The following is a 13154-nucleotide window of genomic DNA, read 5'->3' on the forward strand; positions in this document are numbered from 1 at the left end:
GGAAGCAGCGCCGACGGAATCCGTTAGCGCTATTATCGTGAATGATCAAAATCTTACCCCGAAGCGGCAACGCCAAACCCGCAGGCCTTGCGGAGATAATCGAGACACGAACGTGTCCAATTCGGGAGTGACTTATGAAAATCAAAACCCTTTTGCTTGGTGCGATCGCAAGCACGGCAATGGCCCCGATGGCCTTTGCCGAGCGCGGTTCGGACGGCAATGTCAGCATCATCTATTGGCAGGCTCCGTCGATCCTGAACCCGTTCCTGTCCGGCGGTACGAAAGACGTGGAATCAGCCTCGCTGGTGATCGAGCCACTTGCACGCTACGACCAGGACGGCAACATGGTGCCATTTCTGGCGTCTGAAATCCCGACCGTGGAAAATGGCGGTGTCAGCGAAGACCTGACGTCGATCACATGGAAAATCGCGCCGGGAATCACGTGGTCTGACGGCTCTCCGTTCACCGCTGCTGACGTGAAGTTCACCGCTGATTACTGCATGCACCCGGAAGGTGGCTGCGCACAGGTCACCAAGTTCGAAGGCGTCACCTCGGTCGAAGCTGTTGATGACCTGACCGTCAAGGTCACTTTCGACGCACCGACCCCCTTCCCCTATGGCCCGTTCGTCGGCGGTGAAAGCCCGATCCTACAAAAGGCCCAGTTCGAAAACTGCATGGGCGCCAAAGCCCCCGAATGCACCGAGCAGAACTTCAACCCGATCGGCACCGGCCCCTTTGTCGTCACCGAGTTCAAGCCGAACGACGTGATCACCTTCAAGGCCAACGACAACTATCGTGATCCGGCAAAACCTGCCTTTGCGACCGTGACCTTCAAAGGCGGCGGTGACGCGACAGCTGCTGGTCGTGCTGTCATGGAAACTGGTGAGTTTGATTATGCCTGGAACCTGCAACTGGCTCCGGAAGTGATCGCTCAGATGCAGGAAGGTGGCAAAGGTACGCCGGTTGCAGGCTTCGGCCCGCTGGTCGAGCGCATCATGCTGAACCAGACCAACCCGTCGCCTGAGCTGCCTGAAGGCGAGCGTTCGACGGCCAAGCATCCGCACCCATTCCTGAAGGACCCGGCCGTTTACAAAGCCATGTCGATGGCCATCGACCGTCCGCTGCTGGTGGAAATCGGCTATGGTCAGGCTGGTAAAGTGACCTGCAACTGGGTTCCGGCCCCTGCTGCGTTCAACTCGACCTCGATGACCTGTGACACCCAGGATATCGAAGGCGCCAAGAAACTGCTGGATGATGCCGGCATCGTCGACACCGATGGCGACGGCGTCCGCGAGAAGGATGGCGTTCCGCTGAAGATCGTCTATCAGACCTCGACCAACGCCGTCCGTCAGGACTTCCAGGCGCTGATCAAGGAATGGTGGAGCCAGATCGGCATCGAAACCGAACTGCGCAACATCAACGCATCGGTCTTCTTCGGTGGTGACCCGGGCTCGCCCGACACGTTCCAGAAGTTCTATGCCGACGTTGAAATGTACGCCAACACCTTCAACGGCACCGACCCGCAGTCCTATCTGGGCAACGGCCTGTGCGACAAAGCTCCGCGTCCTGACTCGCAGTGGCAGGGCGAAAACATCAGCCGCTTCTGCAACGAAGAGTTCGACAAGCTGCACGCTCAATTGGCCGAAACCGCTGGTCTGGAAGCGCGTGCGGAAATCGCCAAGCAGCTGAATGACATCATGGTTCAGAATGGTGGTATGATCCCGCTGGTTCACCGTGGTCGCCTGTCGGCGCATGCAAACACCCTGGGTGGCGTTGTCCTGAACGTTTGGGACAGCGAGCTGTGGAACATTGCGGACTGGTACCGCAAGACCGGTTCCTAAGCACTGACCTTGCAAAACCGCGCCCCGATCGTTATCGGGGCGCGGTCATTTGCAACCCACCCCAACAAGAAGACGCATATAAAGGCGCCTCTTAATGCTTAATTTCACAATCAGACGACTGGTGCTGGCCGTTCCAACGCTGCTGTTCATCAGCCTCGTCATCTTCCTGCTCCTCGAACTCGCACCCGGCGATCCGATGGCGCAGGTTCCGCTCACCGTTCCCCCCGAAGTCAAGGAAAAGATGCGCGAGGCGCTTGGCCTTGGCCAGCCGATGCATATCCGGTTCTGGAAGTGGATCGTGCAATTCTTCTGGATCGAACCGCAGGTTCTGATAGACCACATCTTCGGCACCAGTTTTTCCGCAGGCGACCTGCGTGTAATATCCTGGCAGACCCGCTCGCCCGTCATGGACATCGTCGTTCAGCGTATCCCGCAGACCCTGTGGGTTGTCGGCACCGCCTATGTTGTCGCCATCCTGATCGCGCTGCCCATCGGCATCTATTCGGCCTATCGCCAGTATTCCTGGTTCGACCAGATGGGCACCTTCGTGTCGATGGTCGGCTTCTCGGTCCCTCCGTTTTTCTCGGGCGTTCTGGTGATCGTGATCTTCTCGGTCCAGTTGGGCTGGTTCCCTTCGATCTATGACACGACCCATGTGGTCAACAGCTGGGACAGCTTCGTCGTGCAGCTGAAGCAGATGATCATGCCGGTCATGGTGCTGGCGTTGCAGATCACGGCACAGCTCAGCCGTTTCATGCGCGCCTCGATGCTGGACAATCTCAACCAGGATTACGTTCGCACCGCCCGCGCCAAGGGGCTCAGCGAATACACGGTCGTCATGGTCCACGTCCTGCGGAACTCGATGATCCCTGTGGTCACGGTCATTGCACTGGGCATTCCGGCCATCTTCGGCGGCGCCATCATCACCGAGCAGGTATTCAAGGTGAATGGCATCGGCCAGTTGCTGATTGGCGCCATTCAGGCCAATGACCTGCCAATGGTGCAAACCCTGACCTTCATCTTTGCCGTGCTGATCGTGTTGTTCAACCTGATCGCCGACGTCCTGTATGGCATTCTGGACCCGAGGATTCGCTATGACTGATCACGACAAATCAGACACGCTGATCCCCGACGAAGGTCTGGCCCCGGCATCCACCGCGCTGCCAACCGCTGATGTGATGGAGGAACTCACGACCCCGCCGCGCAGCCAATGGCGCGACGTCTGGGATCAGTTCAAGACGCACAAGGGCGCCATGGTGGGTGCGGTGCTGTTCATCCTGATCGTGGCGGGCGTCTATCTGGGCCCCTATCTCTGGAGCATCGATCCAACGCAGATCGATATCCGGGCCCGCAATCAGGGGCCAAGCTGGGCGCATCCCTTCGGCACCGACCAGTTGGGCCGGGATATTCTGGCGCGCATGATGTCGGGCGGTCAAACCTCGGTATCGGTGGGCATCACCGCGATGCTGCTGGCACTGTTCCTGGGATCGTTCATCGGCGTTCTGGCCGGGTTCTTCAAACGGCTGGATGGTCCGCTCATGCGTCTGACAGACCTGTTTCTGGCCCTGCCCCTGCTGCCCTTGCTGCTGGTCATGATGCTGCTGTTCCGCGAGCCCCTGTCGGCCGCGTTCGGGTTGGAGCGTGGGATCTTCATCCTGATCGTCTGCGCCATCGGCATCACCTCATGGATGCCGACCGCACGGATCGTGCGCGGTGATGTGCTGGCCATCAAGGAACGCGAATTCGTTCTGGCGGCACGCTCCATCGGCACCAGTAACAGTCAGATCATCACGCGGCACATTCTGCCCAACGTGCTTTCACCGATCATGGTGTCCGCGACGCTGGGGATTGCCACGGCGATCATTACCGAAAGCGCGCTTTCCTTCCTGGGTCTGGGCTTTCCGCCCGACTTCCCGACATGGGGCCGCCTGCTGTTCGACGGAGTCGATTACCTACAGCAATACCCCGAGCGTGTGTTCTGGCCTGGTCTGGCAATCTCGCTGACTGTCCTGAGCGTCAACTATCTGGGTGACGGTCTGCGCGACGCACTGGATCCCCGCATTCGCGGACGCTGAAACAAGTTCAGTCGGCGCGCCTCAGCGCGCCGGCCAACAGCACGATCAGAACGGCCAATGGCAACAGCACGGCGAATGCCAGACGCAGGCCGAACACTTCCGCCAAAAAGCCGATCAACGGCGGACCGATCAACAGCCCCCCATACCCCAATGTCGCAACACTTGCGATGGCTTGCCCCGGCGGCACATTCGGATCGCTGGCCGCCCGGCTGAATGCCAGTGGCATGATCACGGCATAACCTATTCCCATCAATGCAAAGCCGGCCAGCACGGGCAGGATCGTTGCTGTTGAAACCACCGTAATAACACCAAACGCCGCGCAAATACCGCCGAACCGGGCGGAAACGACTGGACCGAACCGGATAATAACAAGCGCGCCTGCAAGTCGAAACGCCACCATGGTTACTGAAAACACCGCATAGCCCAAGGCAGCGACGCTTTCCGACGCCCCCGTAATGTCACGCAGATATATCGCGCTCCAGTCTGCCACGGCCCCTTCGCCCAACGCTCCGCACAAGGCGGCTATGCCAACCAGTATCAACGCGCCGGATGGCAAGGCGAAGACCGTACTCTGAGGCTCTTGGGATTGGCGCGAGGTCCAGCTTACCCAGGATGACGCAAGCGCAAGGCCAACAACCACGCCACCCGCCAACAGGAAGTGCACAAGAACCGTCAGCCCCATCTGAACCGCGGCATAACCGCTGAGCGCGCCAAGACCTGCACCAAGGCTCCACATTGCATGGAACGAGGACATAACGGGTTTGTCATATGCCTGCTCTACCTCGGCGGCCCATGCATTCATCGCAACATCCATCGACCCGTGGAAGGCGCCAAAGACAAACAGGAACACTGCCAGCCCCCAAAGCCCATCCGCCATGGCCAGCAAGATCAGCGACCCCGTATACAGAATCGCAATGATCCGGGTGATTGCAACAGCGCCGAAACGATCCGTAAGCCGCCCGGTTATCGGGAAAGAGCAGACAGCCCCAGCAGCCATGAACAATAGGCCGAACCCGAGCGCATCATGGGACAGTTCCAAGCGGTCGCGTAAGGCGGGAATGCGCGACGCCCAGATTCCGAACAGGGCACCATTCAGAATGAACATGGCGGCGACAGCGCGCCATGCTGCAACTATGCTTGCCATCCCATGCCCTCGCTCAGCTTACCCAATGCCACCGTTCTACAGGTCAGAAAAAACTTGGCAATTGCTGCTCAACCGAGCCGTTTGCGAATGCGTCGCACCGAGTACCACACCGCGGCGACAACCGGGATCGTAACCGCCGCCGTCAGCATGCCCTTGCTGATGCCAGAGGCCGTCAGCGGATACAAAAGATAGCTGACCAGCGAAACCGCGTAATAGCTGATGGCAACCACGGAAAGCCCCTCGACCGTATGTTGCAAGCGCAGCGCCAGATCAGCCCGACGGTCCATGCTTTCCAGCAACGCCTGATTTTGCGCGCTTCTTTCCACATCCACTCTTGTCCGCAGCAACTCACCCGCGCGGATCGCCCGGTCCGACAAGGCCTCAAGGCGGCGTTCCGTGGATTTCACGGTGCGAATTGCAGGGTCATATCGGCGCATCATAAAATCGGCGAAATTCTGACCACCCTCGAAACGTTCTTCTCGCAACACTTCGATCCTCTGGTTGACGATGGCCTCATACGCCCCGGTGGCTCCGAACCGGAAAGAACACCGTGCCGACAATGTTTCGAGCTCGATCGACGTTGCCAGCAAATCCTGCAACAGCGCGTCAGGCTGCGCCGAGTTGCCTGTCATCTGCCCCATCAATCGGGTGAGTTGCCCATCCAGCTCTCCGATACGCGGCATCAGCTGCTTGACGCGCGCAAAACCCAGCATCGACATCGCCTTATACGTTTCAATTTCGCAAAGACGCTGAATAATCCGTCCCGTCCGACGCCGTCCGGTGCCCTCGGCCACGAACAAGGCAAAGCGCATGTGACCTGCCGGATCGATCCGAAAATCACTGGCACAAACCGCTGCATCGTCCAACACCCTGGACACGGCCAGGCTTTCCGGCTCGAACCAATCCAGCAGTTTCGATTTCACCACGTCGTCACTTTCGCGTTCAACCACGCGCACCAGAACCGACGTAACCCTTTGACCCGGACTGGCCATCAACCAATCGGGCGGAAAGACCTCAAAGTCAGCCGGGTCAAAGGCGCGTTCACTCACATTCTGCGCGATCGCCGTATAGGTCACGAATTCGGTATGCTGCTCCCACTTCAACCAGTGGCGTCCAATCTGGCCCGCGTAATGCGTGGCGTCCGGCCGAGGGTGCTGCGCACCGTGGCGATCCAGCAGGTCGATCAAATGAGCCAAATCCTCACGTCGATCGCGCGCCACGGCGGCCTCAGGCTTTTTGATCGCAAGAAAGACCACCGTACAGGGCATTGACGCGACCGGAAACGGTCGAGCATGCAGTTCATTGGCCAGCGCATAGCGAAGGGGATGGTCATCTATCGGTGTCATGTGAGGCTCCGCATCGTCACGCGCACTATACGGCACATAATTGACACATCAATTCTCTTTTTATTTCACGTACTTACAGGGGTACAACGGTATACAACCCTGCTATCTCATTGATTTGGCTGCCACAGCTCGATGGGGTTGCCTTCGGGATCATGGATGCGGGCAAATTTTCCAACTTCGCTGTCCCAGTCTGGATTGGTCTCCACCGTGATTCCAGCTTGCTCAAGCTGCGCCGTCAACGCGGCCAAGTCATCAACACGAAAATTGATCATCCACTGCTGATCGGCCCGCCCGAAATACGCGGTGTCCTCCGCGAATGGCGCAAAGACCGTATAGCCTTCACGCTGCTTCCAGGGCACGGGGTCATAATGATTGACGCCCAGGTGCTTCTCATACCAGGCGCTCAGCGCTTTAGGGTCGCGGGCGCGAAAGAACACTCCGCCAATACCATTCACTTTCTCCATCCTCGACCTCCTGCCATCTGTGCCGCCACCCCAGACTACCACACTCCGCCTGCTTCATCTGGCTGGAAATATCCTGGGGGTTTGGGGGCAACGCCCCCATACAAACTCAAAAAAGAAAAGGGCGCCCAAAGGCGCCCTTTGCAATCGGATCCAACGCGACGATCAATCGATCATCGGCAGCAGCTTGTCCAGCGACTCCTTGGCGTCGCCGTAGAACATGCGGGTGTTCTCTTTGAAGAACAGCGGGTTTTCGATGCCAGAATACCCGGTGCCCTGACCACGTTTCGACACAAAGACCTGCTTGGCTTTCCAGCATTCCAGAACCGGCATGCCGGCGATGGGACTGTTGGGATCTTCCTGTGCCGCAGGGTTCACGATGTCGTTCGAGCCGATGACGATTGCCACATCCGTGTCCGGAAAGTCGTCGTTGATTTCGTCCATTTCCAGAACGATATCATACGGCACCTTCGCTTCGGCCAGCAAAACGTTCATGTGGCCCGGCAAGCGGCCCGCCACAGGGTGGATTGCGAAACGAACGTTCTTGCCCTTGGCCCGCAGCTTGCGCACCAGTTCGGAAACCGATTGCTGCGCCTGTGCCACAGCCATGCCATAGCCCGGAATGATGATCACGCTGTCCGCGTCGTTCAAGGCTGCAGCAACGCCATCGGCCTCGATTGCGATCTGTTCGCCTTCAACGGCCATCTGTTCGCCCTGCGGGCCGCCAAAACCGCCAAGTATCACGCTGACAAAGTGGCGGTTCATCGCCTTGCACATGATGTAGGACAGGATTGCACCGCTTGAACCCACCAGCGCACCGACCACGATCAGTAGGTCGTTGCCCAGCGAGAAACCGATCGCCGCGGCCGCCCAACCCGAATAGCTGTTCAGCATCGACACAACCACCGGCATGTCGGCACCACCGATGCCCATGATCAGATGATAGCCGATGAACAACGCTGCCAGCGTCATCAGGATCAGCGGGAACAGACCCCCTGTCGATGTGTACCAGATCAGGCAGATCAGCGAGAGACCCGCCGCCGCCGCGTTCAGCGCATGGCCACCGGGCAGCTTTGTCGCTGCCGAGGTCACCTTGCCCGCCAGCTTGCCATAGGCGACGACCGACCCGGTAAAGGTGATCGCACCAATGAAAATGCCCAGGAACAGTTCCACGTGCAGGATTGCCAGCTCGGCCGGGGTTTTCTTGGCAATCAACTTGGCAAAAGACCCCAGATCGGACAGATCCGCCTGGCTGGCACTGTCCGCAATGGCCATGACCTGCGCCACGTTGCCGATCTCGAAATGCGCGTTGAAGCCGACGAACACGGCCGCAAGACCGACCAGCGAGTGCATCGCCGCAACAAGCTGCGGCATCTCGGTCATCTGCACGCGCTGCGCAACATACTGGCCGATGAAACCACCGCCCGCGATCAGCAGCAGCGACAGAAGCCACAGACCCGAGCCCGGGCCAACCAGCGTGGCGAAAACCGCCAGCGCCATACCGACGATGCCATACCAGACCGCGCGCTTGGCGCTTTCCTGGTTCGACAAACCGCCGAGCGAAAGGATGAAAAGGACAGCCGCAACAACATAGGCGGCAGTGGTGAAGCCATAATCCATGTGCCCGGTCTCCTTAAGATTTCTGGAACATGGCGAGCATGCGCCGGGTTACGAGGAAACCGCCGAAGATGTTGATCCCGGCCATGAAGACGGACAGTGCCGCCAACAGAATGACCAGGAACGACCCCGATCCGATCTGCATCAGGGCCCCGACGATGATGATCGACGAGATCGCGTTGGTGATCGCCATCAGCGGAGTGTGCAGGCTGTGTGCGACGTTCCAGATCACCTGGAAGCCCACAAAGATGGCCAGCACGAAGACGATGAAGTGCTGCATGAAACTGGCCGGAGCGATCAGCCCCACCAGCAGCATCAGCACGCCACCAACACCCAGCAGGGTAAATTGCTGCTTGGTCTGCGCCTTGAAGGCCGCAATTTCCTGCGCCTTCTTTTCTTCCGGGGTCAGTTCCTTGACCTCGGGCTTTTTCTGCGCCGCGATTGCCTGCACCTTGGGTGGTGGCGGCGGGAAGGTGATCTCACCCTCATAGGTCACGGTCGCGCCGCGGATCACGTCATCTTCCATGTCGTGATTGATCTGGCCGTCCTTTTCAGGCGTCAGATCGGTCATCATGTGACGGATATTGGTCGCGTACAAAGACGAAGACTGCGCCGCCATCCGGCTGGGGAAGTCGGTATAGCCGATGATGGTCACGCCATTGTCGGTCACCACCTTTTCGTCCGGCACGGTACCTTCGACGTTCCCGCCGCGTTCGGCCGCAAGGTCAACGATGACCGAGCCCGGCTTCATGGCCTTGACCATGTCTTCCAGCCACAGCTTTGGCGCCGGACGGTTGGGGATCAGTGCCGTGGTGATGACGATATCTATTTCCGGGGCCAGCTCTCGAAACTTGGCCAGCTGCGCATTGCGGAACTCTTCTGACTGGACGGAAGCATACCCGCCGGTGGCCGCACCATCCTGCTGTTCTTCTTCGAAGTCCAGATAGACGAACTCTGCCCCCATCGATTCGACCTGCTCGGCCACCTCGGGGCGCACGTCGAACGCGTAGGTGATTGCACCCAGCGAGGTCGATGTACCGATCGCGGCAAGCCCGGCAACACCGGCCCCGACGATCAGAACCTTCGCAGGCGGCACCTTGCCAGCCGCAGTCACCTGACCGGTGAAGAAACGACCAAAGTTGTTGCCCGCCTCGATAACGGCGCGGTAGCCGGCAATGTTGGCCATCGACGACAATGCGTCCATCTTCTGCGCGCGAGAAATACGCGGCACCATTTCCATGGCGATCACGTTTGCGCCCTTGGACTTGGCAAGGTCCATTCCTTCTTCGTTTCCGGCAGGGTTGAAGAAGGAAATCAGCGTCTTGCCCTTGGTCAGACGCTTCAGTTCCGTCTCGGTCGGGATACGAACCTTGGCGATGATATCTGCGGCCTTCCACAGCGATGCTGCGGTCTTGACAACTTCAACGCCCACGGCCTCATACGCCGCGTCCGAAAAACCGGCGGCAGCACCTGCGCCTTTTTCGATCAGGCACTCATAGCCCAGTTTTTGCAGTTGCACGGCCGAGTCCGGTGTCATCGCGACCCGGTTCTCGCCGTCCAGTATTTCCTTTGGCGTGCCTATCTTCACTGGCAGTCCCCCTATTTCTTACTCGTTCTGAGCGGGTGATCGGTATTCTTTGTTAAGCAAAGATGTATCCTGCGCAACATTATTTCGCAAGCGCAGCATTTTTGACGTGATGTCATTGCAGAATCCACACTAGATCCAGCGCCGTGTCTTGCGTTCGTAGCGAGCGTAATCAGCGCGAAAGGTACGACGCAGGCGGTCTTCTTCCGGCAGGATGAACCGACGCTCCAACACCCAGACAAAGACTGGCAAAAGAACCAGGGACAGCACGGCATCAAACCGAAGGATAAGACCCGCAAGAATCAGAACGTCGCCCACATAGATCGGATTGCGACTGCGCTTGTAAATGCCGGACTGCACCATCGACGACGGGGTTTCATGTGGGATGACGGTTGTCTTGTGACGGCGGAATTCGACCACTGCCAGAACAGCCATCAGGATTCCACCTCCGATCAACACCCCGCTCAGAAGATCCGTCAAACCACCCTCAAGCGACAGGCCCAGCTTCAGATACCTGGCCTGCAACCAGGCAAGAGCCGCAAAAGCAATCAACCAAACCGGCGGAACGTCCATCCAGCGCATGCAAAGCCCTCATTGAATGACGACAAGATCAAGCACATGTCGCTTCTGCGCGATGTCCTACCGCTTTTGAGCCAAAATGGCAAAAGACCAGTATGTCGCATCGCATGGACTCAATATCGAGGATCGACTACCTCAATAGCAATCACCGACGTTCACACTAGTTAGCGAGCCTTCATGACTGATTTTGCGGCAACCAAAGCCATGTTCGACCTGCCAGAGGGCGTCATCTATCTGGATGGCAATTCTCTGGGCCCCCTGCCGAAATCGGCCGGTGCCCGAGTGCAACGGATGCTGACGGATGAATGGGGCCAGATGCTGATCACCGGATGGAACAAGGCTGGTTGGATGGCCCTGCCCACCGCGCTTGGTGACCGGATTGGCCGCCTGATCGGAGCTGAGCCCGGCAGTGTGGTGACCGGAGACACCTTGTCGATCAAGGTCTATCAGGCGGTGGCCTCGGCCCTTGAACTGAATCCGGGTCGCAAAGTGGTTCTGTCGGACAACGGCAACTTTCCTTCGGACCTGTATATGGCGGATGGCTTGCTGCGCTCGCTTGGGGACGCGTATGAGTTGCGCGTCGTTGATCCCGAAGCCGTGGCCGGTGCAATCACCGAAGAGGTCGCTGTTCTTATGTTGACCGAGGTGGATTATCGCTCGGGTCGGATGCACGACATGAAGGCACTGACCGAACTGGCGCATGCCAACGGCGTGATAACAGTCTGGGATCTGGCCCATTCCGCGGGGGCCATCCCGGTGGACCTTTCAGGGTGCAACGCCGATTTCGCAGTCGGGTGCACGTACAAATACCTCAACGGCGGCCCCGGCGCGCCGGCCTTCATCTATGTCGCGCCGAGGTTGGCGGAACACGCACGCCCCGCCCTGTCCGGATGGCTGGGGCACGAAGCGCCGTTTGCCTTCGATCTCGACTACCGCCCCGGCAGCGGCATTGAACGGATGCGGGTGGGAACGCCCCCCATCATCCAGATGACGGCCTTGTCGGCTGCGATGGATATCTGGGATCTGGCGGACATGACCGACGTCCGGGCCAAATCGATTGAACTGACCGAGCTTTTCATAGAACGCGTCGAGGCAACCTGCCCGGATCTGCAACTGGCCAGCCCCCGTGATCCGCAGCAGCGTGGCAGCCAGATCTCGTTCCGTTTCAAGGAAGGGTATGCCGCCATGCAGGCCCTGATCGCCCGAGGCGTGATCGGAGATTTTCGAGCACCCGACATAATGCGGTTCGGCTTTACACCTTTGTATATCGACGAAGGCGATGTCGAACGCGCCGTCGGGATTATGGCCGATATCATGCAGAATCGCCTGTGGGACACGCCCGAATACAGGATCCGTCAGCGCGTTACCTGACTTCGAGTCCGGCGCCGAAAAGGGCCGCGACCTGTGCGACCTGCTGTTCATAGACCTCGGCGCCGGCGCCAATCAGCTTCAGCCCTTTGAGCGTGGCCGTGATCGTCCGACCGGTCTCTGCCGCGTCAGCCAGCAGGCGAACCCGGCCCGCCTTTTCCTGTTGCGTCAGCCAGTCCGCATAGAGCGCGGCCAGCCTGGCCTCACCCGCCGCGATGATTTCCCCAGACAGAGATTTTGTGTTGTCGAGGATTTCAAGCCCGTGGGGCGAGGTCAGAATTTTTGCCATCCCCTCGGTCTGCGCCTGAATTGCGCGGGTCAGAACCTCGGGCACCGACCCCTGCGTCGCCAGCGCTTCGGCCACCGCAACGCTCTTTTCGGCATAGTACAGCTCGGTCAGCTTGCTGACGATCGCCTCTTTGTTCTTGTAATGCAGATACACCGCCGGCCGGGACATCCCCGCGCCGCGCGCGATGTCGTCCATCGAGGTCTTTCTATATCCATAAGTGGAAAACGCCTGAAACGCCGAGTTCAGGATCGCCTGTTGCCGTGAGCCGTCACCATTGTCTTTCATATTCGAAGCCCTGACATTTTTTGTTCAATTTGTCAATTGACATCCTGACACTTTCCCACAATTATGTCAGAAACCAGCCACAGCAACACGAGGTGCGCCATGGCGACGACCCTGAAGATCAACGGCAAGCAACATCAGGTGGATCTGCCTGATGACGTCCCCCTTCTTTGGGTTCTGCGGGACGAGGTCGGGCTGACCGGCACCAAGTTCGGCTGCGGCGTGGCCGCATGCGGGGCCTGCACCGTGCATATCGATGGCGAGGCCGTGCGCTCCTGCCAGGTGGCGCTTTCGGATGTCTGGGGTGACGTGACCACGATCGAAGGGCTCGGCTCGCCGGACGCGCTGGCCACGATCCAACAGGCCTGGATCGATCATCAGGTCGCGCAGTGCGGATACTGCCAGTCGGGCCAGATCATGCAGGCCGCGGCATTGCTGGTGGAAAACCCGGCCCCCTCTGACGCAGACATCGACGAAGCGATGCAGGGCAACCTGTGCCGCTGCGGCACCTATCCCCTTATCCGCGCAGCAATCCATGACGCGGCATCCAAGCTGAAGGAGGCGTAA

12 protein-coding genes are annotated in these 13154 nt (G+C 59.0%); 5 read left to right on the forward strand and 7 right to left on the reverse strand.

Annotated features, from left to right (window positions below):
• The first annotated feature begins 134 nt into the window (after positions 1-134).
• The 3 genes from ACR0I0_RS06290 to ACR0I0_RS06300 all read left to right on the forward strand — a co-directional run bounded on the left by ACR0I0_RS06290 (position 135) and on the right by ACR0I0_RS06300 (position 3916).
• Positions 135-1841 (forward strand): peptide ABC transporter substrate-binding protein, encoded by a 1707-nt coding sequence (locus ACR0I0_RS06290; protein ID WP_171631085.1) that lies wholly within the window; start codon positions 135-137, stop codon positions 1839-1841.
• Positions 1842-1935: 94 nt separating this feature from the next.
• The gene (locus tag ACR0I0_RS06295) at positions 1936-2943 is read left to right on the forward strand and encodes an ABC transporter permease (protein WP_171114986.1); all 1008 of its coding nucleotides are present in this window, start codon (positions 1936-1938) and stop codon (positions 2941-2943) included.
• Positions 2936-3916, forward strand: coding sequence for an ABC transporter permease (locus tag ACR0I0_RS06300; protein ID WP_171631083.1), 981 nt, complete (start codon positions 2936-2938; stop codon positions 3914-3916). Before ACR0I0_RS06295 ends, ACR0I0_RS06300 begins: the two co-directional genes overlap by 8 nt.
• A gap of 7 nt (positions 3917-3923) precedes the next feature.
• Here ACR0I0_RS06300 and ACR0I0_RS06305 read toward each other — a convergent pair whose 3' ends face one another.
• From ACR0I0_RS06305 to ACR0I0_RS06330, 6 genes are all read right to left on the reverse strand, one after another.
• A complete protein-coding gene (locus tag ACR0I0_RS06305; RefSeq protein WP_480490606.1) occupies positions 3924-5060 on the reverse strand; it encodes an MFS transporter in 1137 nt (378 codons plus the stop codon).
• Positions 5061-5128: 68 nt separating this feature from the next.
• A complete protein-coding gene (locus tag ACR0I0_RS06310; protein WP_171631078.1) occupies positions 5129-6406 on the reverse strand; it encodes a DUF3422 family protein in 1278 nt (425 codons plus the stop codon).
• Positions 6407-6513: 107 nt separating this feature from the next.
• On the reverse strand, positions 6514-6870 hold the full coding sequence (locus ACR0I0_RS06315) for a VOC family protein (protein WP_480490608.1): 357 nt from the start codon (positions 6868-6870) through the stop codon (positions 6514-6516).
• Between the two features lie 162 nt (positions 6871-7032).
• The gene (locus ACR0I0_RS06320; protein ID WP_152458621.1) at positions 7033-8487 is read right to left on the reverse strand and encodes an NAD(P)(+) transhydrogenase (Re/Si-specific) subunit beta; all 1455 of its coding nucleotides are present in this window, start codon (positions 8485-8487) and stop codon (positions 7033-7035) included.
• Between the two features lie 13 nt (positions 8488-8500).
• Complete coding sequence (locus ACR0I0_RS06325) at positions 8501-10072, reverse strand: Re/Si-specific NAD(P)(+) transhydrogenase subunit alpha (protein WP_171631071.1); 1572 nt, start codon at positions 10070-10072, stop codon at positions 8501-8503.
• A gap of 129 nt (positions 10073-10201) precedes the next feature.
• Positions 10202-10651, reverse strand: a complete 450-nt coding sequence (locus ACR0I0_RS06330; protein WP_480490611.1) for a methyltransferase family protein — start codon at positions 10649-10651, stop codon at positions 10202-10204.
• A 174-nt stretch (positions 10652-10825) separates the two neighbouring features.
• Between ACR0I0_RS06330 and kynU the strand changes: the two genes are divergently transcribed.
• The gene (kynU, locus tag ACR0I0_RS06335) at positions 10826-12019 is read left to right on the forward strand and encodes a kynureninase (RefSeq protein WP_480490612.1); all 1194 of its coding nucleotides are present in this window, start codon (positions 10826-10828) and stop codon (positions 12017-12019) included.
• Here kynU and ACR0I0_RS06340 read toward each other — a convergent pair.
• Positions 12012-12590 (reverse strand): TetR/AcrR family transcriptional regulator, encoded by a 579-nt coding sequence (locus ACR0I0_RS06340; protein WP_480490613.1) that lies wholly within the window; start codon positions 12588-12590, stop codon positions 12012-12014. The genes kynU and ACR0I0_RS06340 overlap by 8 nt on opposite strands.
• A 99-nt stretch (positions 12591-12689) precedes the next feature.
• On the opposite strand from ACR0I0_RS06340, the gene ACR0I0_RS06345 reads away from it, so the two are divergent.
• Complete coding sequence (locus ACR0I0_RS06345; protein ID WP_209832557.1) at positions 12690-13154, forward strand: (2Fe-2S)-binding protein; 465 nt, start codon at positions 12690-12692, stop codon at positions 13152-13154.

The organism is Ruegeria sp. AG6, assembly GCF_056541565.1.

Excerpts from the sequence above, each read along its gene's own strand:
- ACR0I0_RS06310 (WP_171631078.1), bottom strand. The coding sequence starts at position 6,406 with ATGACACCGATAGATGACCATCCCCTTCGCTATGCGCTGGCCAATGAA.
- ACR0I0_RS06295 (WP_171114986.1), top strand. The coding sequence starts at position 1,936 with ATGCTTAATTTCACAATCAGACGACTGGTGCTGGCCGTTCCAACGCTG.
- ACR0I0_RS06330 (WP_480490611.1), bottom strand. The coding sequence starts at position 10,651 with ATGCGCTGGATGGACGTTCCGCCGGTTTGGTTGATTGCTTTTGCGGCT.
- ACR0I0_RS06340 (WP_480490613.1), bottom strand. The coding sequence starts at position 12,590 with ATGAAAGACAATGGTGACGGCTCACGGCAACAGGCGATCCTGAACTCG.
- ACR0I0_RS06305 (WP_480490606.1), bottom strand. The coding sequence starts at position 5,060 with ATGGCAAGCATAGTTGCAGCATGGCGCGCTGTCGCCGCCATGTTCATT.
- ACR0I0_RS06290 (WP_171631085.1), top strand. The coding sequence starts at position 135 with ATGAAAATCAAAACCCTTTTGCTTGGTGCGATCGCAAGCACGGCAATG.
- ACR0I0_RS06320 (WP_152458621.1), bottom strand. The coding sequence starts at position 8,487 with ATGGATTATGGCTTCACCACTGCCGCCTATGTTGTTGCGGCTGTCCTT.
- ACR0I0_RS06345 (WP_209832557.1), top strand. The coding sequence starts at position 12,690 with ATGGCGACGACCCTGAAGATCAACGGCAAGCAACATCAGGTGGATCTG.
- kynU (WP_480490612.1), top strand. The coding sequence starts at position 10,826 with ATGACTGATTTTGCGGCAACCAAAGCCATGTTCGACCTGCCAGAGGGC.
- ACR0I0_RS06315 (WP_480490608.1), bottom strand. The coding sequence starts at position 6,870 with ATGGAGAAAGTGAATGGTATTGGCGGAGTGTTCTTTCGCGCCCGCGAC.
- ACR0I0_RS06300 (WP_171631083.1), top strand. The coding sequence starts at position 2,936 with ATGACTGATCACGACAAATCAGACACGCTGATCCCCGACGAAGGTCTG.